General features: G+C 67.9%; 14 protein-coding genes. 5 read left to right on the forward strand and 9 right to left on the reverse strand.

Annotated elements, in window-relative coordinates; all coding sequences use genetic code 11:
• Nucleotides 1-15: 15 nt before the first annotated feature.
• Together EJ903_RS19550 and mutY are read right to left on the reverse strand one after the other, a co-directional pair.
• Complete coding sequence (locus EJ903_RS19550; RefSeq protein ID WP_246015765.1) at nucleotides 16-750, reverse strand: DUF1194 domain-containing protein; 735 nt, start codon at nucleotides 748-750, stop codon at nucleotides 16-18.
• Between the two features lie 48 nt (nucleotides 751-798).
• On the reverse strand, nucleotides 799-1,884 hold the full coding sequence (gene mutY, locus EJ903_RS19555; RefSeq protein WP_126618591.1) for an A/G-specific adenine glycosylase: 1,086 nt from the start codon (nucleotides 1,882-1,884) through the stop codon (nucleotides 799-801).
• A 152-nt stretch (nucleotides 1,885-2,036) separates the two neighbouring features.
• Here mutY and EJ903_RS19560 point away from each other — a divergent pair, with 152 nt between their 5' ends.
• The 3 genes from EJ903_RS19560 (at nucleotide 2,037) to EJ903_RS19570 (ending at nucleotide 6,737) form a co-directional block, all read left to right on the forward strand.
• The gene (locus EJ903_RS19560) at nucleotides 2,037-2,510 is read left to right on the forward strand and encodes a DUF721 domain-containing protein (RefSeq protein ID WP_126618593.1); all 474 of its coding nucleotides are present in this window, start codon (nucleotides 2,037-2,039) and stop codon (nucleotides 2,508-2,510) included.
• A 92-nt stretch (nucleotides 2,511-2,602) separates the two neighbouring features.
• A complete protein-coding gene (locus tag EJ903_RS19565) occupies nucleotides 2,603-3,247 on the forward strand; it encodes a DsbA family protein (RefSeq protein ID WP_126618595.1) in 645 nt (214 codons plus the stop codon).
• A 28-nt stretch (nucleotides 3,248-3,275) separates the two neighbouring features.
• Nucleotides 3,276-6,737 (forward strand): chromosome segregation SMC family protein, encoded by a 3,462-nt coding sequence (locus EJ903_RS19570; RefSeq protein ID WP_126618597.1) that lies wholly within the window; start codon nucleotides 3,276-3,278, stop codon nucleotides 6,735-6,737.
• A gap of 80 nt (nucleotides 6,738-6,817) precedes the next feature.
• On the opposite strand, the gene EJ903_RS19575 is transcribed toward EJ903_RS19570, so the two are convergent.
• Both EJ903_RS19575 and EJ903_RS19580 read right to left on the reverse strand, forming a co-directional pair.
• On the reverse strand, nucleotides 6,818-7,852 hold the full coding sequence (locus tag EJ903_RS19575) for a hypothetical protein (protein WP_126618599.1): 1,035 nt from the start codon (nucleotides 7,850-7,852) through the stop codon (nucleotides 6,818-6,820).
• A 118-nt stretch (nucleotides 7,853-7,970) separates the two neighbouring features.
• Nucleotides 7,971-9,251, reverse strand: a complete 1,281-nt coding sequence (locus tag EJ903_RS19580; RefSeq protein WP_126618601.1) for an NAD(P)/FAD-dependent oxidoreductase — start codon at nucleotides 9,249-9,251, stop codon at nucleotides 7,971-7,973.
• A gap of 166 nt (nucleotides 9,252-9,417) precedes the next feature.
• On the opposite strand from EJ903_RS19580, the gene EJ903_RS19585 reads away from it, so the two are divergent.
• The gene (locus tag EJ903_RS19585) at nucleotides 9,418-10,761 is read left to right on the forward strand and encodes a glutamine synthetase family protein (protein ID WP_126618603.1); all 1,344 of its coding nucleotides are present in this window, start codon (nucleotides 9,418-9,420) and stop codon (nucleotides 10,759-10,761) included.
• A 240-nt stretch (nucleotides 10,762-11,001) separates the two neighbouring features.
• Here EJ903_RS19585 and EJ903_RS19590 read toward each other — a convergent pair whose 3' ends face one another.
• Genes EJ903_RS19590 through EJ903_RS19605 form a run of 4 tightly spaced genes read right to left on the reverse strand, consistent with a single transcriptional unit; the run spans nucleotide 11,002 to nucleotide 16,757 of the window.
• Nucleotides 11,002-12,792: an acyl-CoA dehydrogenase C-terminal domain-containing protein gene (locus EJ903_RS19590; protein WP_126618605.1), complete on the reverse strand. Its 1,791-nt coding sequence runs from the start codon at nucleotides 12,790-12,792 to the stop codon at nucleotides 11,002-11,004.
• Nucleotides 12,793-12,806: 14 nt separating this feature from the next.
• On the reverse strand, nucleotides 12,807-15,137 hold the full coding sequence (locus EJ903_RS19595; protein ID WP_126618607.1) for a 3-hydroxyacyl-CoA dehydrogenase/enoyl-CoA hydratase family protein: 2,331 nt from the start codon (nucleotides 15,135-15,137) through the stop codon (nucleotides 12,807-12,809).
• A gap of 31 nt (nucleotides 15,138-15,168) precedes the next feature.
• Entirely contained in the window at nucleotides 15,169-16,305 is a 1,137-nt protein-coding gene (locus tag EJ903_RS19600) for a thiolase family protein (protein WP_126618609.1), read from the reverse strand.
• Nucleotides 16,302-16,757: a MerR family transcriptional regulator gene (locus EJ903_RS19605; protein WP_126618611.1), complete on the reverse strand. Its 456-nt coding sequence runs from the start codon at nucleotides 16,755-16,757 to the stop codon at nucleotides 16,302-16,304. Before EJ903_RS19605 ends, EJ903_RS19600 begins: the two co-directional genes overlap by 4 nt.
• A gap of 292 nt (nucleotides 16,758-17,049) precedes the next feature.
• Here EJ903_RS19605 and EJ903_RS19610 point away from each other — a divergent pair, with 292 nt between their 5' ends.
• Nucleotides 17,050-17,235: a hypothetical protein gene (locus EJ903_RS19610; protein WP_126618612.1), complete on the forward strand. Its 186-nt coding sequence runs from the start codon at nucleotides 17,050-17,052 to the stop codon at nucleotides 17,233-17,235.
• Between the two features lie 6 nt (nucleotides 17,236-17,241).
• Here the strand turns inward: EJ903_RS19610 and EJ903_RS19615 are convergent, their stop codons facing one another.
• Nucleotides 17,242-22,044: an alpha-2-macroglobulin family protein gene (locus EJ903_RS19615; RefSeq protein ID WP_126618614.1), complete on the reverse strand. Its 4,803-nt coding sequence runs from the start codon at nucleotides 22,042-22,044 to the stop codon at nucleotides 17,242-17,244.
• Nucleotides 22,045-22,271 lie beyond the last annotated feature (227 nt).

Here is a 22,271-nt window from a genome sequence, read left to right on the forward strand (position 1 = left end):
CGCCGCCGCCCAGAATCACAATATGGATTGGGAAGGCCGCGCCACCATTTCAAGAATCAGCTTCTGGCGCAAGGCTTCGATGAAGCTGTCGCGGTCCATCGCGGAGCGGACGAAGGCCCCCGCCCCACCGATCACATTCTCCTCGAAATAGTCTTCCAACCAGGAAAACTCATCCAGGATGGCCAGCCCGTTCACGGTCACACCGCGCGCGGCGGCACGGTCGCGGGCGATCTGCGGATCCAGGCCGCTGTTCGAAAAGCCGTTCGACACCAGATCGATCACCCGGCGGGCGGGAGCGGCCCGGCGCACTGGGGCCTGATCGAACAGGGCCAGCGCATCGACCACCGCCCCGCCGATGGCGGTGGAATCGCCTTGAAAACCGCGTGGGGTGGCGTCGATCCGGTCAGCGAAACGGGCGGCGTCCTCGGCGGTCTTCAGCAGCGTCCAGGGAAGGAGCGTTTTCAGCGTGTGGGGGCCGGAATAGACGGTCAGCGTCACCAGCGCCCCGCCGGTGGACAGCGCCTCGGCCACCGACGGATCGCGGAAGGCGGCGGCGTGGCCCTGCAACTGGAACTCCAGATCGCCTTGGGTGATCGACGCCGACCCGTCGAGCGCCAGCACCAGCGCCACAGCGGTGGATGAAGCGGCGGTTGGTGCGGCGGCGGGCTTCGGTGGTTCCGCGCCAACCATCCCGGCCAGGGCGAACAGCACCGCCAAACCCAGCCCGATCACCGTCCACACCCGCGCCATGCTCCGCCCCTCTTGCTGCCTGCCGTCGCCCATCGCCGGGGCAACGGCTCAGGCGTGGGCCAGCGCGTGGCGCACCACCTTCACCATCACCGACGGCAGGGCCTGTTGGTCCAACTGGTCGATGGGAACCCACATCCCATCGACCGCGTGCCACCCGGCCCCGGCCTGGGCGGTCACGACGCCAAGTTCCAGGTGAAAATGGCTGAAAGTGTGGCGAACCACGCCGGGCAACGCGCGCCAGCCAACGGCGATGGGTTGATGGGCCAACAGCGCGGCGGCGTCGGGGGTCGTCTCCTCCCACGCGGTGGAGGGAACCTCAGTCATGCCGCCCAGCAGGCCGCGTTCGGCCCGGCGGCGCAGCAGCACCGCCCCATCGGGGTTCAGCAGCCAAAAGGCGGTTCCGCGCCGGGTCGGCTTGTCCGCCTTGGCCAGCTTGCGCGGCAACGTCTCGGCGATGCCGCTGGCGCGCGCCGCGCAGCCGTCCGACCAGGGGCAGAGCATGCATTTCGGTTTGCGCGGGGTGCAGACGGTCGCGCCCAAATCCATCATCGCCTGCGCGTAATCGCCGGGGCGCTGGTCCGGCGTGCGGGTGGCGGCCAGACGGCGCAGGGTCGGCTTGACGGCGGGCAGCGGATCGGTGACGGCAAACATCCGGGCGATCACCCGCTCGACGTTGCCATCCACCACCGTGGCCTTGCGGCCAAAGGCGATGGCGGTGATGGCGGCGGCGGTGTAGGCCCCGATGCCGGGCAAGGCCAGCAAGGCGGTTTCCTCGTCCGGGAAGCGTCCGCCATGACGGTCCACCACCGTCCTGGCGCAGGCGTGCAGGTTGCGGGCGCGAGCGTAATAGCCAAGACCGGCCCAGGCGACCAGCAGATCGTCCAACGGCGCTGCGGCCAACGCGTGGACCGTCGGCCAACGCTCGGTGAAGGCGCGGAAATAGGGCGCTGCGGCGGGAACCGTCGTCTGTTGCAGCATGATTTCCGACAGCCACACCCGATAGGGATCGGCCACCTCACCCGGCTTGGCCCGCCAGGGCAGATCGCGGCGGTTGCGGTCGTACCAGGACAGCAGCCGCGCGGCGGCCTGTTCGGACGTCTGTTCAGACAGGGGGGGCGCGGAATCGTCGGTCATGGAGGGATGAAATAGAGGCTTTCCAGCGTCAGGTGAAGGGGCGCTGGGCAGGAACCGGGCCTTGCGCTACGGTGCGCGCCGATTGATGCCGGGATGGCGGCAGCGGCGGACACGCGCGGGCACACGGACGGATTGAAGGGATTGGGCGGAGCATGGCGGGACCACGACGCATCGGCCAGAGCGTGCCGGAGGTGGCGGGCAAGGCGCTGGGCAAGCGCGGCCTGGCCTTTGGCGCGCTCATCACCGATTGGCCCGCCATCGTCGGCCAACAATTGTCACAGCGCACCGCCCCGGACAAGCTTAGTTTTCCCCGTGGCAAGCGCGAGGAGGCCACGCTCCACATCCGCGCCATGGGAGCGATCGCGCTGGAATTGCAGCATCTGGAACCGCAGATCATCGAACGCATCAACAGCTTCTTCGGCTATCGCGCGGTGGCGCGGATCAAGCTCATCCACGCGATGATGCCGCTGGTCCCGTCGCCCATGGTGCGCCAACGCCCCCTGACGACGGAGGAGGAGGCGAGCGTCACCACCACCATCGCCGCCGTGGAGGACGAGGAGTTGCGCGCCACGCTGGAGCGTTTTGGCCGCTCGCTGCTGGCCCGCCCGCGCAAGGCCGGGCGCTGACCCGGCCCTGACCCAAGCGCTGAGGGGCAAACTGGACGCCACCGGGTTTCTCTGACTATACATCATCAACATCTGGTAGGGATGAGGGCATCGTGAACCGCAAAATTTTGGGACTCGCCGGGCTGCTCGCCGTTGGCCTGACCGCTGGACTGACCGTCGTCACCGCCGCCACCCCGGCGGTCGCGCAGACCGCCGCACTACCCGCCCTGTCGGAGCTGCTGGCCGAACGCGTCATGGGCGATCCGAAAGCCCCGGTGACGATCTATGATTACTCCTCGATGACCTGCCCGCACTGCGCGGAGTTCCACGCCAAGGTTCTGCCGAAGATCAAGGAAACCTACATCGACACCGGCAAGGTGAAGCTGGTCTTCCGCGACTTCCCGTTCGATCAGGCGGCGTTGCGCGCCAGCATGCTGGCCCACTGCGCCCCGGCGGAACGCTATTTCCCGCTGACCGACGTGCTGTTCAAAAGCCAGGCGCAATGGGCGCGCGCCGCCGATCCGGCCAAGGCGCTGGCCCAATATGGCAAGCTCGCCGGGATGAGCCAGGAAACCATCGACGCCTGCTTCGCCAGCCAGCCGCTGGCCGACGGCATCCTGAACAGCCGCATGGTCGGCCAGAACCAGTACAAGGTCGAAGCCACCCCCACCTTCATCCTGAACGACGGCAAGGACCGCGTCGAAGGTGCCCAGTCGTTCGAGGTGTTCGCCAAGGCCATCGACAAGCTGTTGAAGTAACGTTCGGTACAGAAAAGGTCGTTTTCCGGTGCAGTTCACGCGTCTCCGCCTTTCCGGCTTCAAGTCGTTTGTTGATTCGACGGATTTGGTCATCGAACCGGGTATAACCGGCATCGTCGGACCCAACGGGTGCGGCAAGTCGAATCTGGTGGAGGCGCTGCGCTGGGTCATGGGGGAAACCTCGGCCAAGCGCATGCGCGGCGACGACATGGACGATGTGATCTTCGGCGGCACCGCCAACCGCGCGGCGCGCAATCTGGGTGAGGTGGCGCTGTCCATCGACAACCGGTCGCGCACCGCGCCCGCTGGATTCAACGATCACGACGAGTTGGAGATCACCCGCCGGATCGAACGCGGGTCGGGATCGGATTACCGCATCAACGGCAAATTGGTCCGCGCGCGCGACGTGCAGTTGCTCTTCGCCGACAACGCGTCGGGGGCCAACTCCCCGGCGCTGGTCAGCCAGGGCAAGGTCGCGCAGATCATTTCGGCCAAGCCGCAGGACCGCCGGATGCTGCTGGAGGAGGCGGCGGGCATCACCGGCCTGCATTCCCGGCGGCACGAGGCCGAATTGCGCCTGAAGGCGGCCGACACCAACCTGACCCGGCTGGACGACATCATCGGGGCGATGGACACCCAACTGGCGAGCCTGAAGAAACAGGCCCGCCAGGCCGTCCGCTACCGCAGCCTGTCCGAACAGATCCGCAAGGCCGAAGCGGTGCTGTGGCATTTGCGCTGGCTGGCGTCCGAGGCCGACCTCAGCCGTGCCCACGCCGCGTTCGAGGCGTCGGAACAGGCGGTGCGCGATCTGATGCTGGCGGTGACGCAGACCACGGCCAAACGCGGCGAGGCCGCCACCGGATTGCCGGAGTTGCGGCAGGCGGAGGCGCGCGCCGCCGCCGCCCTGCAACGGCTGGTCATCGCCCGCGAACAGCTTGACGCCGACGAACGGCGGGTGGCCGAACAGCAGCGCGCCTTGCAGGACCGTTTGCGGCAGATCGCCGGGGATTTGGGCCGGGAAGAGGCGCTGGCCGCCGACGCCGGGCAGGCGTTGGAACGGCTGGAGGCCGAACGCGACCGGCTGGTCGCCGCCCAGGCCGATGAGGAGATGTTGGCGGAGGCCGCGCAGGACGCGGTGGCCGACGCGCGCGACGCGGTGGAGGAGCTGGACCGCGAGCTGACCCGCCTGACCGAATCCGTCGCCGCCGACGAGGCACGCCGCACCGCCACCCAACGGCAGGCCCAGGATCTGACGGCGCGGGCCTCGGCCCTGGCCGGGCGTCTGGCCGAACAGCAGGCCCAGCGGGCTGATTTGGAATCCGACATCGCCGCCCGCGCCGACCTGACCGACGCCGAACTGGCGGTGGAGTTGGCCGAACAGCGGTTGGACGAGGCGCGCGACACCGCCGAACGGGCCGAACGGGCCAAGGCCGACGCCGAACCGGCGCTGGCGCGCGCGCGCGACGGTCTGGCCAGCGCCGAGGCCGCCCGCACCAGCCTGCGGGCCGAAGAGCGGGCGTTGAGCGAGCTTCTCGGCACCGGCGCCAGCGGCGGCTTTGCCCCGCTGCTCGACGCGGTGACGGTCGCCCCCGGCTATGAAGGGGCGCTGGCCGCCGCGCTGGGCGACGCGCTGACGGCACCGTTGGACGAGGAGTCGCCGGTTCATTGGCGGCGCTTCCCCCCCTTCCAAACCGTGCAGCCGCTGCCGGTGGGGGCGGAGCCGCTGACCGGCTGGGTGACGGCCCCGCCCGCCGCCGGGCGGGCGCTGGCGCACATCGGCGTGGTGGAAAATGCGGCGGCGGGCAACGCGCTGGCCCCGGCGCTGGCCCCCGGTCAAGCGCTGGTCAGCCGCGACGGCGGATGCTGGCGCTGGGATGGCCTGACCATCCAGGCGGGGGCACCCACCGCCGCCGCCGTGCGCCTGAAGCAGCGCAACCGGCTGGCCGAACTGCGCGACGGTTTGGAGCTGGCGGAGGAGCGGGTGGAGGCGGCGCGCGAAACGCTCGACGCCGCCAAGCGGCTGGTCGAAGACGCCGCCCTGGCCGACCGTCGCGCCCGTGACGCGGTGCGGGAGGGCTTCGCCGCCCTGAACGCCGCGCGCGACCGTCACGCCAAGCTGGCGCGGGAGGCCGACGCGGCGGCGTCCCGTCTGGCCTCGCTGGTCGAGGGGATCGAGCGGTTGGCGGCGGACGAGCAGGACGCCGTTGCCCGCCGGGACGAGGCGCTGGCCCTGCTGGCCGCCCTGCCCGACCCGCGCGACGGGCGCGAGCGCGTCAACGATGGCCGCGCGGCGCTGGCCGAACGCCGCACCCGCCTGAACGAGGCGCAAGGCGCGCTCGACCGCCTGTTGCGCGAGGCGCAGGGACGGCGGCAGCGGCTGGCGGCGATCGACGCCGAAACCGCGTCGTGGGGCACGCGGTCCAGCGGGGCGGGCACGCGGGTGGAGGAGTTGCGCGCGCGCGCCGCCGCCGCCGAGGACGAGCTTGCCCAATTGGCCGACCGCCCCGCCGCCATCGCGCTGGAACGGCAGGAGCTTCACGACCAGACCACCGCCGCCGACAGCGCCCGCAAACGCGCCGCCGCCGCCTTGGCCGAGGCGGAGGAGCGGTTGACCGCCATCGACAGCGCCCTGCGTCAGGCCGAATCCAACCTGTCCGACGCGCGCGAGGCGCGGGCCCGGGCCGAAGCGGCGGTCGCCGCCGCGCGGCAGCAGCAAGCCACCCTGACCGAACGGATCGCCGAGCGGCTGGATTGCACCCCCGACCGCACCCGCGCGGCTGCCGAGCTTGGCCCCGACGATCCGCTGCCCGACGCCGACGCGGTGGAAACCCGGTTGGACAAGCTGACCCGCGACCGCGACGGCATGGGGCCGGTCAACCTGCGCGCCGACATCGAGGCGGAGGAGTTGGAAACCCAGATCAACAGCCTGCACACCGAACGCGCCGACCTGACCGCCGCCATCGCCCGGCTGCGCCAGGGCATCGCCAGCCTGAACCGCGAGGCGCGCGAACGGCTGGTCGCCAGCTTCGACACGGTGAACCGGAATTTCCAGGATCTGTTCACCCGCCTGTTCGGCGGCGGCAAGGCCCATCTGGAATTGGTCAACGCCGAGGATCCGTTGAGCGCCGGGCTGGAGATCTACGCCAGCCCGCCGGGCAAGAAGCTGCAAGCGCTGTCGCTGCTGTCGGGCGGGGAACAGGCGCTGACCGCGCTGTCGTTGCTGTTCGCCGTCTTCCGCTCCAACCCCGCGCCCATCTGCGTGCTGGACGAGGTGGACGCGCCGCTGGACGAATCCAACGTCGGGCGTTTCTGCGATCTGGTTGAGGACATCGCCCGCCAGGGCGACACCCGCTTCCTCATCATCACCCACCACCGCCTGACCATGGCGCGGGTGGACCGGCTGTTCGGCGTCACCATGGCCGAACGCGGCGTGTCACAACTGGTCAGCGTCGACCTGCGCGCGGCGGAGGAATTGCGCGGAGCGGCGTGATCCATGGCAAAGCGAAAACCCCTCTCCCCACCGGGGAGAGGGTTGGGTGAGGGGGCGCAACCGCCTGACCGGGCAGGAAATCAGCCGCCGCCGCGCTTCCACACCGTGGTTTCGATGTAGCGGCTGGCAAGGAAACGGTAGGTCGCCTTTTGCAGATGCTCCAGCCGGGGCGACCGTTCCATCATCACCGAATCCCAGCCCTTCAGCAGGTCTTCCCACTCCAGCAGCTTGGCGCGCAGATCGTCGCGAATCTTGCGGATGAACTGGACGGTGGCGTGGAAATCCTTCAGGGCACCGACGATCTCGCCGGTCTGGGCGTCGGCCTGATCGAAGATCATGTCGTATTCGCGCAGCGGCTTCTTGATCAGGCCCTGCATGCGGTTGATCTCGCTGCAGAACACCCGGTCGGTGCGGTAGACGCCCAGCAGCTTGACGAAGTTCTGCTCCATCTTGCGGATGTGCTTGAAGCGGTCGCGCAGCGCCTCGATGTAGGACAGCTCCTGCGCCAGATCGTCCAGCCGGTCGGTCAGATACTGCTCCGGGTTGACGGTCAGCTTCAGCTTTTCCGCCAGCTTTTGCAGCGCCACCTTCAAACGCGCCTGCGTGCCCGGATCCTCCACCAACTGGTCAAGCTGGTAGGCGTCCGACACGATCATTTCCGTTCCGGTCATCGACGACACCACCTGCACCGTCAAACGCCCCTTGGCGACACGGCGGTGACGGTCATCCACCGACCAGGAGGCGCGCCCGTCCAGCAACTCGCCGGGGATCTGTTCGCCCGGGCGGATCTGTTTGACGTAGGCCAGCCCCTGCTCGACAATCTCCAACAGCCGTTCGTCGTGGCTGCCCTGCTCGATCTGGAAGGATTCCAGCAGGGTGGGAAAGGCCAACGCGGCTTTCAGATCACCCAACAGGATGTTGAGCACCGGGTCCTTGGTGGTCGGATCGGCGGAAAAGAACGCACCGGGCAGGCTGAACACCTTATGACGGAAATCGAAATGCGTGTCACGCATCGGCTCCGTCGATTCGCTCTCCGATCCTTCGGCGGTGGTGCGAGCGGCGGAGGGATCCTCGGTCTGGGAGGAGTCCGTCTCGGTGTTCGAGGTGTCGGTCATCGGCCCTTGGCAACGCTGAAATGGGATTGAACGGACTTTAACACAGGTGGCGCGGCAAGACCCCACCCTAGTTTGTTGTCGCGGACGATGATCACGGCGAGGATCGCGGCGGCGGCCCTCACAGCAGATCGCGCAGGCGGTACCACAGCATCGCCAGCACCAGCGCCGGGGTCCGCAACCGCCGCCCGCCGGGAAAGGCGCGGTGGGGGATGCGGGTGAACACGTCGAACCGTTCGGCGGTTCCCCGGATCGCCTCGGCCATCACCCGCCCGGCCATGCCCGCCAACGCCACCCCATGGCCGGAATAGCCGTGCGCGAACAGGGTGGTGGGCGACACGCGGCCCACCTGCGGCATCCGGTTCATGGTGATGGCGACCTGCCCGCCCCAGAAATGCGGGATCCCAACGTCGGCCAGTTCCGGGAAGACCCGCAGCATCTTGGCCCGCATCGCCCGCTTCAGCCCCGGCGCGTCGATGCCGGAGTAACTGACGCCGCCGCCGAACAGCAGCCGATGATCGGCGGACCGCCGGAAGTAATTCAGCGAGAAATTCAAATCCGACACCGCGATGTTGGTGGGCAGCAGCGCCGCCGCGCGCCCCACCCCCAACGGATCGGTGGCGATCATGTAGGTGGCCACCGGCATGATGGTCGGGACGATCCCCGGAACCAGCCCGCCGAGATAGGCGTTGCCCGCGACCACCATGTGCCGGGCGCGCACGCAGCCGCGCTCGGTCCGCGCCCACGGCTCCGCCCCGCTGTCGAGCGCGGTGACGCGGCTGTTCTCGAAAATCCGCACCCCGGCGGCGCTGGCCGCGCGCGCCAGCCCCAGGGCGTAGTTCAGCGGGTGGAGGTGGCCGCTGCCCTCATCCAGCAGCCCGCCGATGTAAAGATCGCTGCCGATGTGGGCGCGCAGGCCCGCGCGGTCGAGAACCCGCACCCGATCATAGCCGTAATCGTCGCGCGCCTCCGCCACCATCGCCGCGACATCGTTCATGTGGCGTGGCTTCAGGGCGGCGTAGGCGAACCCCCAGGTCAGATCGCAGGCGATGGCGTGACGCTCCACCCGCTCGGCCAATTGGGCCTTCGCCTCCTCGCCAAAATCCCACAGGCGGCGGGCGTCGTCGGCCCCGACCCAGCGGGCGATGGTGCTCATCGGCTTGTTGTAGCCGGTGATGATCTGCCCGCCGTTGCGGCCCGACGCCCCCCAGCCGCAGCGCTGCGCCTCCAGCACCACCACGTCATAGCCGCGCTCAGCCAGTTCCAGCGCGGCGGTCAGGCCGGTGTAGCCGCCGCCGATCACGCAGACGTCGCAGCGGATCTCCCCGGACAGAACGGGGTGGGATTCATGGTCGGCGGCGCTGGCCGCGTACCAGCTGTTCAGATAGGACGACTTTGGCATCCGGCCAGTTAGGCGGTTGCGCGGCGGCGGGTCAACGGAAAGCCGTGGATTTCACAAAAGCGTCATAGGAACCCTCTGGCGCGGTCCCCGGCAACGGCGTCATAGTGTCGCTGTCGATCACAGCACGGAGGGGGCTGCCCATTGCCCGGTGCGGTCCGCCAATCTCATGGGTTTCATGGAAGACTTCATCAAGAAAAATCGCATCACCGAAGTCGAATGCCTCGTGCCCGACATCTCGGGCATCGCGCGGGGGAAGATCGTCCCCGCTGACAAGTTTCTCCGAATTCTGCGCGACCGTGGTCTGCGCCTGCCCGAAGCGATTTTCGTCCAGACCGTGACCGGGGAGTTCCCCGAGGACGAAGACATCACGTCCGACGAAAATTCCGACATCTACATGATCCCCGACGAACGGACGATCCGTTTCGTCCCCTGGTACGACGAGCCGACCGCCCAGGTCATCGTCGATTGCGTGTATGCGGACAGCCGTCCGGTGGACATGTCGCCCCGCCACGTGCTCAAGCGCGTGCTGTCGCTCTATGAGGAGCGCGGGTGGAAACCGCTGGTGGCCCCGGAATTGGAATTTTTCCTGGTCCAGGTCAACAAGGACCCCGATTACCCCCTGGTGCCCCCCATCGGCCGCAACGGGCGGATGGAGAGCGGGCGGCAGGCCTTCGGCATCGACGCCGTCAACGAATTCGACCCGATCTTCGAAGCCGTCTACGATTACTGCGAAAAGCAGGACATCGACATCGACACCCTGACCCACGAGGCCGGGGCCGCTCAGATCGAAATCAACTTCAACCACGGCGACGCGCTGGAACTGGCCGATCAGGCGTTCCTGTTCAAACGCACAGCGCGCGAGGCGGCGATCCGCCACCAGATCTACGCCACCTTCATGGCCAAACCGATGCAAGGCGAACCGGGCAGCGCCATGCACATCCATCAATCGGTGGTGGACGCCGACACCGGGCGGAACCTGTTCGCCAACCCCGACGGCAGCGACAGCGCGCTGTTCATGGCCCACATCGCCGGTTTGCAGAAATACCTGCCCTACGCGATGCCGATGCTGGCCCCGAACGTGAACTCCTACCGCCGTCTGGTCCCCAATTCCGACGCGCCGATCAACGTGCATTGGGGCCGCGACAACCGCACCACCGGCCTGCGCGTGCCGGTGTCGCAACCCGACGCCCGCCGGGTGGAAAACCGCGTGGCCGGGGCCGACGCGAATCCCTACCTCGCCATCGCCGCCTCGCTGGCCTGCGGCTACATCGGCATGACCCAGAACATGGAGCCGAACGACCCGATCAAGGGATCGGCCTACCGTCTGGCCTTCACCCTGCCCCGCCACCAGAGCGAGGCGCTGACCAAGTTCAACGCCTGCAAGCCGCTGAAAGAGATCCTGGGCGAACGCTTCATCGACGCCATCACCTGCGTCAAGGAGGCGGAATACAAGGCGTACAACCGGGTCATCAGCTCCTGGGAACGGGAAAACCTGCTGCTGAACGTGTGATCCGACGACGCCGCATGACTCGGCTGGCAAATAGCTGGAACAGAAAAAGGGCCGGATGAGACGCCAAGCGGCGCCGCATCCGGCCCTGAAGTTGCCCATATCCCGAAGGAGGAAGCGAACGCCCCCAAGATCAGATCGCGTTAAATCGGAATCGATTTCACGCGTGAATCTGATCGACAAACAAAAGCTTGGAGCGCCGTGTCGTTCCGCATTTTAGGCACGGCGCTCTAGAATGGCCCGTTAGAACGCGGCCTCGTCCATTTCCATCAGGGTCTTGGCCCCGGCGGTGATGGTGATGAACAGGCTGTTGATCTGCGGCAGCAGCTTGGTCATGTAGAAGCGCGCGGTCTTGATCTTGGCCTCATAGAAAGTGGCGTTGCCTTCCCCGGCGGCCAGCTTGGCTTGCGCGGCCTTGACCATGCGCAGCCACATCCAGCCCAACGCGACCAGACCGAACAGACGCAGATAGTCGGTTGCCGCCGCCCCGGCTTCCTCGGGGTCCTTCATGCCCTTCTGGGCGATCAGGGCCGTGGCCTGCTGGAGCTTGGCAAAGGCCTTGGCCAGCGGCAGGACGAATTCGGCCAGTTCCTCGTTCTCCATGTCGGCTTCGATGTCGCGGCCAACCGGATGGAAGAAGTGGCGCAGCAAACGGCCCATGTCCTGCGGCAGCTTGCGCCCGACCAGATCCAACGCCTGGATGCCGTTGGTCCCTTCGTAGATCTGGCAGATGCGGGCGTCGCGGACATACTGCTCGACGCCGGTTTCCCAGATGAAGCCGTGACCGCCATGCACCTGCACGGCGATGTTGCCCGCCTCGAACCCGATGTCGGTGAACAGCGCCTTGGCGATCGGCGTCATCAACTGCACGAACTCGTCGGAGTCACGACGGGTGCGGGCGTCCGGGTGCTTCTCCGACACGTCCAGATGATAGGCGACCAACGCGCCCAGCGCCCGGCCGCCTTCGGTGTAGGCCCGCGCGGTCAACAGATTCCGGCGGACGTCGGGGTGGACGATGATCGGATCGGCGGGCTTGTCCGGGGCCTTCACCCCCGACAGCGAGCGGCCCTGAAGCCGTTCCCGGGCGTAGTTCACCGCGTTCTGATAGCTGACCTCGGCCAGACCCAGCCCCTGGATGCCCACGGCCAGACGGGCCGCGTTCATCATCACGAACATGGCGCGCATGCCCTTGTTGGGTTCGCCGACCAGCCAGCCGGTAGCGTCCTCGAAGTTCATGACGCAGGTGGCCGACGCCTTGATGCCCATCTTGTGTTCGATGGAACCGCAAGCCACACCGTTGCGCGGACCCGGCGTGCCGTCGTCCTTGGGGATGAATTTCGGGACCAGGAACAGGCTGATGCCGCGCGTTCCGGCCGGCGCGTCGGGCAGGCGGGCCAGCACCAGATGCAGGATGTTTTCGGTCAGGTCATGCTCGCCCGCCGAAATGAAGATCTTGGTGCCGGTGATCTTGAAGGAGCCATCCTCCGCCGGAACCGCCTTGGTGCGGATCATGCCCAGGTCGGTGCCGCTGTGCGGTTCGGTCAGGCACATGGTCCCCGACCAGGTCCCATCGACCAACCGGCCGAGGAAACGGTCCTTCAGTTCGTCCGACCCATAGGTGGCGAGCGCGTTGTAGGCCCCCAGCGACAGGCCGGGATACATGCCGAAGCTCAGGTTGGCGGAGCAGATGAACTCCTCCATCATGATGTTGACCAGCTTCGGCAACCCCTGCCCGCCATAGGCGGGGTCGCAGGCCAATCCCTGCCAACCGGCTTCGATGTAGGTGGTGTAGGCCTCCTTGAAGCCCTGCGGGGTGCGGACGACGCCGTTTTCGAAATGGCAGCCTTCGCCGTCGCCCGACTGGTTGAGGGGGAACAGAACCTCCTCGCACAGCTTGGCACCCTCTTCCAACACCTGCCCGACCAGTTCGGGGGTGGCGTCCTCGTAACCCGGCAGCGCCGTCAGCTTGTCCAGCCCGACGATTTCGTCGAGGACGAAGCGCACGTCCTCAAGCGGAGCCTTGTAGATCGGCATTGGTCAGTCCCCCCTCAATTCCGCAGCGGCTTGCCGGTGAGCAGCATGTGCTCGATCCGGTCGATGGTTCCGGTGGTGCGCACCAGCTCCATGAACGCCTTGTGCTCCAGCCCCAGGACGTGATCTTCGCCCACTGGCTTGCTGGCGTCGGAGTCGCCGCCGCTCAACACCTCGGCCAGGGCGGCGCACACGACCTTGTCGTGCGGCGTGACCTTGCCTTGCAGGGCGAAGCCTTCGACGGCCAATTCCAACGCGGCGCGCGCGGTCGGACCGGGCAGCACGAAGCTGTCCTTTTCCGGCGGCGTGTAATTTTCCGCCAACTCCAGCGCCTTGGCCTTGGCGTCGGCCAGCAGGCGGTCACGGTTCATCGTGATGCCGTCGGTGGCGCGGAAATACAGCAGCTCCTTGGCTTCCGCCGCCGATTTGGCGACCGTGGCCGTGCTGATGATTTCGAACGCCTTGGCGACGGCGGGCATCGGACCGCGCGGGGCCTTGGGGTTCTTGGCGTGGCGGGCCAGCATTTCGGTGCAGCCGCCCCAGGCCGGGATCAGGCCGACGCCGACCTCGACCAGACCGACATAGGTTTCGGCGTGGGCCTGGACATGGTCGGCGTGCAGCAGGATTTCACACCCGCCGCCCAGAGCCATGCCGCTGGGGGCCGCCACCACCGGGAAGGGGGCGTAACGCAGGGCGCGGTAGGTGCGCTGACCGCCTTCCACCATCTCGTCGATCTGCGGCCACAGGCCGACGTTCAGCGCGAAGAGGGCAAGGCCCAGATTGGCCCCGACCGAGAAATTGTCGGCCTCGTTGTGGATGACCAGCGCCTTCCAGGCCCCGGTTCCCTTGCCGATCAGGCTCATCGCCTTGCCATAGGCGGCCATGATGTCGCCATCGACGGCGTTCATCTTGCTGGTGAACTCGACGCACAGCACGCCGTCGCCGATGTCCCACAGGCTGGCCGAGGCGTTCTTCCACACCGGCTTGCCCGCCGCCCGCTTCACGTCGGACAGCAGCAGCACGCCGTCGGGGCGCACAACGGTGTCATAGACACCGGCGGTGGTCAGATGTTGGAGCTTGCCATCCTCCACCCGGTAGAAGGGCCGGCCCGCCGCCATCGCGACCAGGGCCGGAACCGGGATGCCTTCGGCCTTGCAGAGATCGGCAAACCAGGCGGTCCCCAAACGGTCGATCAGCTCGAACGGCCCCTGCTTCCAGGCGTAGCCCAGGCGCATGCCCTCGTCCACCGCGACGATGCTGTCGGCGATCTCCGGGACCAGGTTGGCGACGTAGGCCAGGGTCTGGGCCAGCACGCGGCGGGCGAACTGGCCGCCCTTGTCCGGGTGTTCGCACAGCTTGCGCAGGTCACGGCCCGCCGCCGTCACGCACTCCAGCCGGGACTTTTCCGACGGGGCGTAGACACCGGTTTGCAGGTTGATCGATTCCTTGACCTTGCCGCCGCCCGCCTTGTTGACGCGGTAGAAGCCGCCCTTGCCCTTGCGGCCGATGTAGCCGTCGGCGATCATCTTGGTGATGACCGGGTGCTCGCGCATGGTCTGGCGATAGGCGTCACCGGCTGGCAGCGTGGCCAGCAGGCTCTTGGCGATGTGCGGCATCAGGTCCAGACCGACCAGATCCATCAGGCCGAACACGCCGGTCTTGGGGATGCCCATCGGACGGCCGCCGACCGCGTCGGCTTCCTCGACCGTCAGGCCCAGATCGACGGCGGCGTTGACCGCCGCCTGGATCCAGAAGACGCCGATGCGGTTGGCGATGAAACCCGGCGTGTCCTTGCAGGGGACCACACCCTTGCCCAGCCGCCGGTCGCAGACGTCGGCGATGGCGGCCAGCGCGTCGGCCCGCGTCGTCGGCCCGCCGACGATTTCCAGCAGACGCATGTAGCGCGGCGGGTTGAAGAAGTGCGTCACCATGAAGTCGGCCTTGAAGCGGTCGCTCTGGCCGTCGGTCAGCACGTTCAACGGGATGGTGGAGGTGTTGGATGACACCACCGACCCTTCCTTGCGCACCGGGTCGATGCGCTTGTAGAGATCGGCCTTGATCGCCGGATTCTCGATGATCGCCTCGACGATCCAGTCCACATCGGCCAGCAGGTTGAGGTCATCCTCAAGATTGCCGGTGGTGATGAGCTTGGCGTTGTGGCGATGCATGAAGGGGGCCGGATCGGTCTTCAGCATCTTGGCGACGGCACCCTGGGCGATGGCGCTGCGGTCGCCCTCCTTCGCCGGGATGTCGAGCAGGACGACCGGAATGCCGGCGTTGGCGAAATGGGCGGCGATGCCCGCCCCCATCACACCGGCACCGATCACGGCGGCGCGTTCGATTTTCATGGATGTTTCCTCCCTGCTGCCGGGGCCGCCGTCAGACCGCTTCCAGAACGGTGGCGATGCCCTGGCCGCCGCCGATGCACTGGGTGGCCAGCGCGAATTGCTTGCCTTCGCGCTTCAGCAGCGCGGCCGCCTTGCCGGTGATGCGGGCACCGGTCGCCCCCAGCGGGTGGCCGAGCGCCAGCGCGCCGCCATCCAGATTGACCTTGCCCAGATCGATGTCGAGATCGCGCATGCAGGCGATCGCCTGGGCGGAGAAGGCTTCGTTGATTTCGATGATGTCGATGTCCTTGATCGACAGACCGGCGCGGGCCAGCGCCTTTTGCGTCGAAGGGATCGGGCCGAGGCCCATCAGCTCCGGGGCGCAACCAGCCACCGCGATGGAGCGGATCTTGGCCAGGATCGGCAGGCCGTTGGCCTTGGCGTACTCCTCGGTCGTGACCAGCACGGCGGAGGCACCATCGGTCAGCGGCGAGGAGGTCCCCGCCGTCACCGACCCGTCGGCGAGGAAGGCGGGCTTCAGGCCGCTCAAGCCTTCAACCGTGGTCCCGGGGCGGATGCAGCCGTCGCGCTCGATCAGGCCCGCCGGGGTCTGGATGCCGACGATCTCGTCGTTCAAACGGCCAGCGGCCTGCGCCTCGGCGGCCTTGGCGTGCGAGGCGACGGCCAACTCCTCCTGCTCGGTGCGGCCAATGCCATACTTCTTGGCGACGTTTTCGGCGGTGACGCCCATCGAGCAGTACGCTTCGGGGTAGGCGTTCTTCAGCGCCGCGTTCGGCATCGGGTTGAAGCCCATGATCGGCACGCGGGTCATCGATTCGACGCCGCCGCAGACGAACAGATCACCGGCCCCCATCTGGATGGCCCCGGCGGCCTGGTGGATCGCCTGCATCGACGAGCCGCAATAGCGGTTGACCGTGGTCGCCGCCGCCGTGATCGGCAGCTTGGCCAGGAAGGAGATCGCGCGAGCGACGTTCAGGCCCTGCTCGCCTTCCGGGAAGGAGCAGCCGACGATCACGTCCTCGATGTCCTGCGGGTTGGCACCGGTGCGCTCCACCAGCGCCGCGATGACGCGGGCCAGCATGTCATCGGGGCGGACCTTGGTCAGCTCGCCCTTGTGGGCGAAGGCGAAGGGCGAACGGGCGTAGCCTGCAATGACGACCGACTTCATGAGAGCTTCTCCTCCATGGGCTGCGTCTCCGTGGTGCCGTTTCGGCGCAAATGCTCGGAGATCTGAATGTCGAAATGGCGCAACTCTTTCAACGTCTGCTGAACGTCCTGGAGCTGCCGTTCAAGGGCCTCTATCCGCTGGCGGGCCAGCGATTGCGCGTAACGCATCTGTTCGATCTGGGCGTCGCCGGTGTCGTACAGATTCAGGAACTCTTTGATCTCGGCGAGGCTGAAGCCCAGCCGCTTGCCACGGCAGATCAGCACCAGCCGGGCGCGGTCGCGGTGGCTGTAGACGCGGGTCTGCCCGTCGCGGGTCGGCGACAGCAGCCCTTCATCCTCGTAATGGCGGATCGTGCGGTGGGTCAGGCCAAATTCCTCGGCCAGTTCGCCGATGGATCGGTTGCGGTCGTCCGCCTCCCATCCCGTCGCCCCGGTTCCGATCGTTGCCTGCACCGCGCCGTCTCCGTTCCACCGCCAACGCCCTTGGTTGACGTTTACGTAAAGGTAAGGCGTCTCCCGCGCTCTGTCAACACGCTTGTTGAGGACACGGATGACTCTTCCGCCCAACAGGTTGGGCGGGGGAACAGCGGGGGATCAGGCTGGAAAGGGAAAAGGGTGCGGCGCGCCCGCGCAGTGACAGCACGCCACATGCGGGCATGACCCGCCGCTGTGGCAGGCTTTGCCACACGGGACCGGACTCCGTCCGACTTTCAACGGACGCCGATCAGGAAAACGGAGACCACCCATGTCATCACGGGTCATCGTATCGCTGGGCATCGGGATTTTGCTCACAGTGCTGATCGGCACCGTGATGGTGGGCGCGGCGTTGCTGTTCTACGCCGTCATGACCGTCGTGTTCGCCGTCGTCATCGCCATTCTGACGCTCGCGACCCGCCGACCCAAGGATCGGCGGGATCACGGCTATCTGTAACCCGCCTCAGTTCGGCAGGACGCGCAGGCGGCCACCGGCCACGCGGGCCGACACATGTGGACGCTGCAAATCCTCGACCGTCGCCCCCGGTGCAACGAAATCACCGACGGTGACGGCCCGCACCAGATAGGCCAGACGGAAACGCGGGGTCTGCTTGTTCAGATCGACCGCCGCGACGAAACGGTCGTCACGGAACTCCAGATGACGGGGGACCGACAGTTCGCCCAGCCACGGCAAGGCCCCCGACGGGCCGCCCGCCCCCAACCGCACATTCTCGATCTCGAACCCGGCGGGCAGCGGATCGGAAATCAGGGTGGCGTGCTCCAACGGATCGGCCGCCGCCCCTTCGAGCACCACCACCAACAGATCGTTGTGGCGCACCCCGGCCGGATCGACCGGACGTCCGGCCATGTCATAGACACGGCGCGACAGCGTCATTCCCTGTTCCTCAGCCGGGGGAAGCTGATCGGTCACACCGACCACGGTGACGGTCTGGCGGGTGTCCGCCCCCAGATTGCGAATCGGCGACAACTGCCCCCCTTCGACACGCAGAAACAGCGGCTTGGCGTTCTCCACGGTCTGGTCGCCAACCGTCAGCTTCATCGGCGCGGCTCGGTCGATCAACGCCTTGGCCGCCTGGAGCAGCCACGCCTGTTCCTGCGGGTTGGTGGCGCGCACGGCGGTGAAGGTCTTGGCCACCCGCTCCCCGGCCTGGAACAACCGGTCACGCTCGACCACGCCGCTTTCGGCCATCAGGGCGACCACACCGGCCTCGTCCCGCAGGGAAGAGCCGTGATCGCGCAGCGACGCCGTGACCATCCGCGCGCCCGACAGCTTGGCAAAAGCCTCGGTCGCGCGCGGCGCGTCGCCCAGCAGGGCGGCGGCGACGGCGATCTGCGCCCGGCCGAAATCGGTCTGCAGCCGGTCCCAATAGGTTTCCTGGAAGTAACGCACGGCCCCGGCGTCGACCATCTTGGCCCGCGCCAGCACATAGAGCGTGTAGGCGCGGCCCGGCAGGTCGGGGGTTTCCACCCATGCGTTGTCAATCGCCAGCTTCAGCCATTCCAACCCCTTGCGATAAGGCTGGTCGGAGACGCGGTACCCCGCCGCCCTGGCCCGCCCCAGCGTGTCGAGCGCGTAGGCGGTCAGCCATGGGTCCGCATCCCCCTTCGCCGACCAGGGCGAGAAGGAGCCATCGGGCCGTTGGAAGGTCAACAGGCGTTCCAACCCACGCTGCACACGGATCTTGAGCCGCTCTTCGGTGGACAGGCCCAAGCCGACGGCGATGTCGCCCATCGACAGCAGCGGCAGAATGCGGCTGGCGGTCTGCTCCGCCCCGCCCACACCGGCGCGGTCCAGCGCCAGCAGCAGGCCCGGCACGTCCAGGTCCGGCAACGGGGCCACCTGGGCGGTGATCGCCACGCTGTCGGGGCGCAGGCCAAAACCGATGTCGGCCGGAACCGTCAGGTTGCGGTCGGTCGGCAGCGGCGCGCTGTTGCGCCGCGTCACCAGCGGACCGCCGGGTCGCACCATCACGTCCCAACGCCGGGTCACGCGCAACCCGTTCGGACCGGTCACATCCAACGTCACCACACCGGTTCCGATCGCGGTGGCGGTCAGCACCCGCCCGACGGTCGCCCGCTTGCCGCGCGGCAAGGCGGGAATCTCCAACGGGCTGCCGTCGGTGACGGTCACGGCCCCTTCCGCGTTCAGGGTGGCCCGATAGGCCCCTGACGCGCCGTTCAGATTGTCGAGCGTGACGACGGCCTCGGCCACATCCCCCGGCGTCAGGAAACGTGGCAAGGCCAGATCAGCCACCAGCGGGTCACGCACCAGAACCGAAGCGTCGGCGCTGCCCAGCTTGCCACCGCTCCAGGCCACCGCCATCACGCGCAGACGACCCTGAAAGTCGGGCACGTCGAACGGAACCGTCACCTTGCCGCCCGGCCCGACCGGCAGCACGCCGGAGAAGAGCGAAACCACGCGTTCCGATTTGGGCGGAACCAGACCGGAGATTTGCCGCAGGCGGGTCTGCTCGTTGCCGCGCGGGCGGGCGCTGTCCAGACCGGCGGGGTCGATCAGACGCCCGAAGGAATCGCGCAGTTCCACCCCCAGGCGACGCTTGCCCAGATAATGGGCGACCGGATCGGGCGTGCCTTGCCCGGTCACTTGCAACACCGATTCATCGACCGCCGCGACGGTGACGAAGGCGCTTTGCCCTTCCGGCACGCCGTCCACCGACACCTCGGCGGTCAGGCTGCGGCGGGGTTCGGCTTCCTGTGGTGCGGCGAGCCGCACCCCCAGCGAGCGCGCCGCCGGATCGACCGCCAGCCAGGACAAGCCGACGGCGCGGCGCGGCGGTCCCTTGGCCTGCGGGTCGGGCGTGGAAAAGGCGGTGGCGAGGACATAGGCCCCGCCGGTCCAGTTCGCGGCGACCGGAATCTCCAGGAAGGCCCCTTCCGGCCCGATGGCCCGGCTGACCGCGTGCGTCACCGCACGGTCGGCGACCGCCACCAGAACCTGACTGTGATAGGGCGGTTTCACATAGACCCACGCCGTGTCACCGCCCTTGTAGGCGGGCAGCATGACGGTGACGTCCACCTCGTCGGGGCGTTCGCCCGCCGTCGGCGTCATCCACCAACCGGCGGCGAACCGGACACTCGTGGACACGCCGTTCTTGGCGTCGAACACTTCCAGCCGGTAACGGCCCGCCGTGACCGGCGCGTCCACCGCCGCCGGAGCGGCGGCGGTCGTGGTCAGGGTCCCACCGGTCACGCGCTGGTCGCGCACCGTGACTTTGTAGTCCCAATGGCCGTTGGCCTCGAACCACGCGTATTCGTACTCTTCTTCAAACAGCTCATAGGACAGGTCGGCGCTGTCCAGCGGCTTGCCGTTCGGCCCGACCGCGACCACGTCGAACCCGGCGGTTGCCCCTTCGGGCACGCCGTCGCCTTCAAAACGCGGCTTGACCCCGATGGCGAAGGGCTGATGGCGCACCGGCAACACCAGATCGCGGCCAACCGGACGGCCACCGATGTCGATCAGGGTGGCGCGCAACACCGCTTCCAGCGGGCGCGTGCTGTCCGGGATCTTCGGCAGGCGCACGGCCATCGTGGCACTGCCCGCGTTGTCGGTGCTGAAGCCGGGCAGATCGACACGGGTCGGCTTGATGTCTTCCTGCGCCAGACCGAAACGGTAGCCGGGCAAGTCGGGATAGGGGTTGGCGGCGGCGCGCAGCGTGACCGACAACTCCCCCGGCAGCCCGGCGGCGGGCGCGCCATAGAGGAAATGCCCGTCCACGGTCAAGGCGGTGGTCCCGTCGGCACCGATCTCCTTGGAGGGAGCGGTCAACGCCACGTCGATGCGCGGCGGCACGAAATCCTCAACCAGGAACTCCGCCCGGCCCAAGGCCGGACCGGGCCCCCCCCCCTCCCCGTCCAGATGGGCGGTGACGCTCCAGGATCCCGGATAGGCGTTCATCGGCAGATCGACGCGGGTGGCGTAGGCTCCGGCCCCGGCGTCGGTCAGGCTGCGGCGCTCCACCTCGAATCCATCGGGCCGCCACAGGCGCAGGGTCAGGGGCTTGGCCCCCGGCAGCGTGTTCAGGTCGGCGTCGCGCAGCAGGCCGGTGACGTGCACCGACTCGCCGGGCCGGTAGATGCCGCGTTCGGTGTACATGAAGGCGTCCAGACCGGGCGGCAGGGCAACCGGACGGACGGGCGTCGCCGCTGCGGTGGCGACGGGAGCCGTCGGCGGAGTCGGCGCGGCCTGTTCGGTCGGCGCGGTCCCGCCGGTCAGGTCGAGCACGCCGAAATCCCCGGCCCCGCGCACGGCAAACAGCGCCTGCGGTGGTTCGGCGCTGGCGGCGCGCAGGGCGGCCAGATCGAATCGGCCCAAACCATCCTCGCCGGTCTGCACCTTGGCCAGTTCGGCACCGTTGCGGGCGACCAGACGCAGTTCGACCCCGGCGGCGGGGGCGGCGGTGTCGACCGAGCGGGCGAAGACGACCAGCGAATCCCCGCCCAGGATGGTGTTCAACCCCAGATCGGAGACGACGAACCACTGGGTCGCCTTCTGCTCCCACCCGCCGGGCTTGATCTCGTCCACACCGGCGACGGCGACATAGACGCCGGGTTCCAGCTTGCCCAGCACGGCGTCGATGGGAAAGGCGGTGGTGACGGCCTTGTTGGGGGCGTTGGCGATGCCCATGTCGCCGCGCCAGACCTCTTGCCCGGAGCGGTCGAGGATCTCGCCAACGTCGAAATCGGTCATCTGCTGGGCGATGCGTCCGAAATAGATCTTTTCGACCAGCGTTCGGTCGGCGATGCGCAGGATCTGGAGCTTGGCCCGGTCCAGATTGATCGAGCGCAGCGGCAGCCCGTCCCCGCCGACGCGCGGCAGGATGTAGCCAGCGCCCCGGAAGGCCAGCGACGGCTTGCGGTTCGGCACCTCCACCTCGCGGCTGTCGGCGGCGGGCAGGCGTTTGCCATCCACACCGGGCAGGCCATCGCGCAGCGTGATCCTGTATTTCTGCCCGTGCTGCAGGCCATCGACGCAGAGGTTGCGGTCGCGCGCCACAGCCAGAACGTCAACCGACGGCGAAATGTCCACATAATCGCGGAAATTCACCACGCGCGCCCGCTCCAGACGGTCGGTGAAGGCGAAACAGGCCTGCGCCACATCGCGTTCGGCCACGACCTCCACCCCGGCGACGCCGAACGGCACCGGTTCCGCCGGAGGATCGGCGGCCAAAACGGGAAGGGACGACGCGACAAGGACGGCACAGACACGCGCGAGCGCACGCAGCATACGAGACAGGCCCCAATTCCCAGGTGAGTCCGTCCGTCCCTCTGAGGCGTTCAAGCCCTGGCGGCGGCGCGGACCTATGCGAAAACCGGCGGGAGTATGCCCAACCATCGGGCGTTTCGCCATGGCTTTGCGACCACGGCGCAGGGCTATCGCATTTGGCCGAGGATGGCTCTGGCGTATTCGTCGGACCAACCTGCCCGCTTTCGCCTGGCTCGGATTGAGTCGGT

The sequence above is a fragment of the Azospirillum griseum genome (assembly GCF_003966125.1).
Classification (GTDB): domain Bacteria; phylum Pseudomonadota; class Alphaproteobacteria; order Azospirillales; family Azospirillaceae; genus Azospirillum; species Azospirillum griseum.

Bases quoted from the DNA above. Each gene is read 5' to 3' on its own strand.
- EJ903_RS19590 (WP_126618605.1), bottom strand. From the start codon at position 12,792: ATGCCGATCTACAAGGCTCCGCTTGAGGACGTGCGCTTCGTCCTCGAC.
- EJ903_RS19615 (WP_126618614.1), bottom strand. From the start codon at position 22,044: ATGCTGCGTGCGCTCGCGCGTGTCTGTGCCGTCCTTGTCGCGTCGTCC.
- EJ903_RS19595 (WP_126618607.1), bottom strand. From the start codon at position 15,137: ATGAAAATCGAACGCGCCGCCGTGATCGGTGCCGGTGTGATGGGGGCG.
- EJ903_RS19560 (WP_126618593.1), top strand. From the start codon at position 2,037: ATGGCGGGACCACGACGCATCGGCCAGAGCGTGCCGGAGGTGGCGGGC.
- EJ903_RS19585 (WP_126618603.1), top strand. From the start codon at position 9,418: ATGGGTTTCATGGAAGACTTCATCAAGAAAAATCGCATCACCGAAGTC.
- EJ903_RS19580 (WP_126618601.1), bottom strand. From the start codon at position 9,251: ATGCCAAAGTCGTCCTATCTGAACAGCTGGTACGCGGCCAGCGCCGCC.
- EJ903_RS19600 (WP_126618609.1), bottom strand. From the start codon at position 16,305: ATGAAGTCGGTCGTCATTGCAGGCTACGCCCGTTCGCCCTTCGCCTTC.
- EJ903_RS19550 (WP_246015765.1), bottom strand. From the start codon at position 750: ATGGCGCGGGTGTGGACGGTGATCGGGCTGGGTTTGGCGGTGCTGTTC.
- EJ903_RS19610 (WP_126618612.1), top strand. From the start codon at position 17,050: ATGTCATCACGGGTCATCGTATCGCTGGGCATCGGGATTTTGCTCACA.
- EJ903_RS19575 (WP_126618599.1), bottom strand. From the start codon at position 7,852: ATGACCGACACCTCGAACACCGAGACGGACTCCTCCCAGACCGAGGAT.
- mutY (WP_126618591.1), bottom strand. From the start codon at position 1,884: ATGACCGACGATTCCGCGCCCCCCCTGTCTGAACAGACGTCCGAACAG.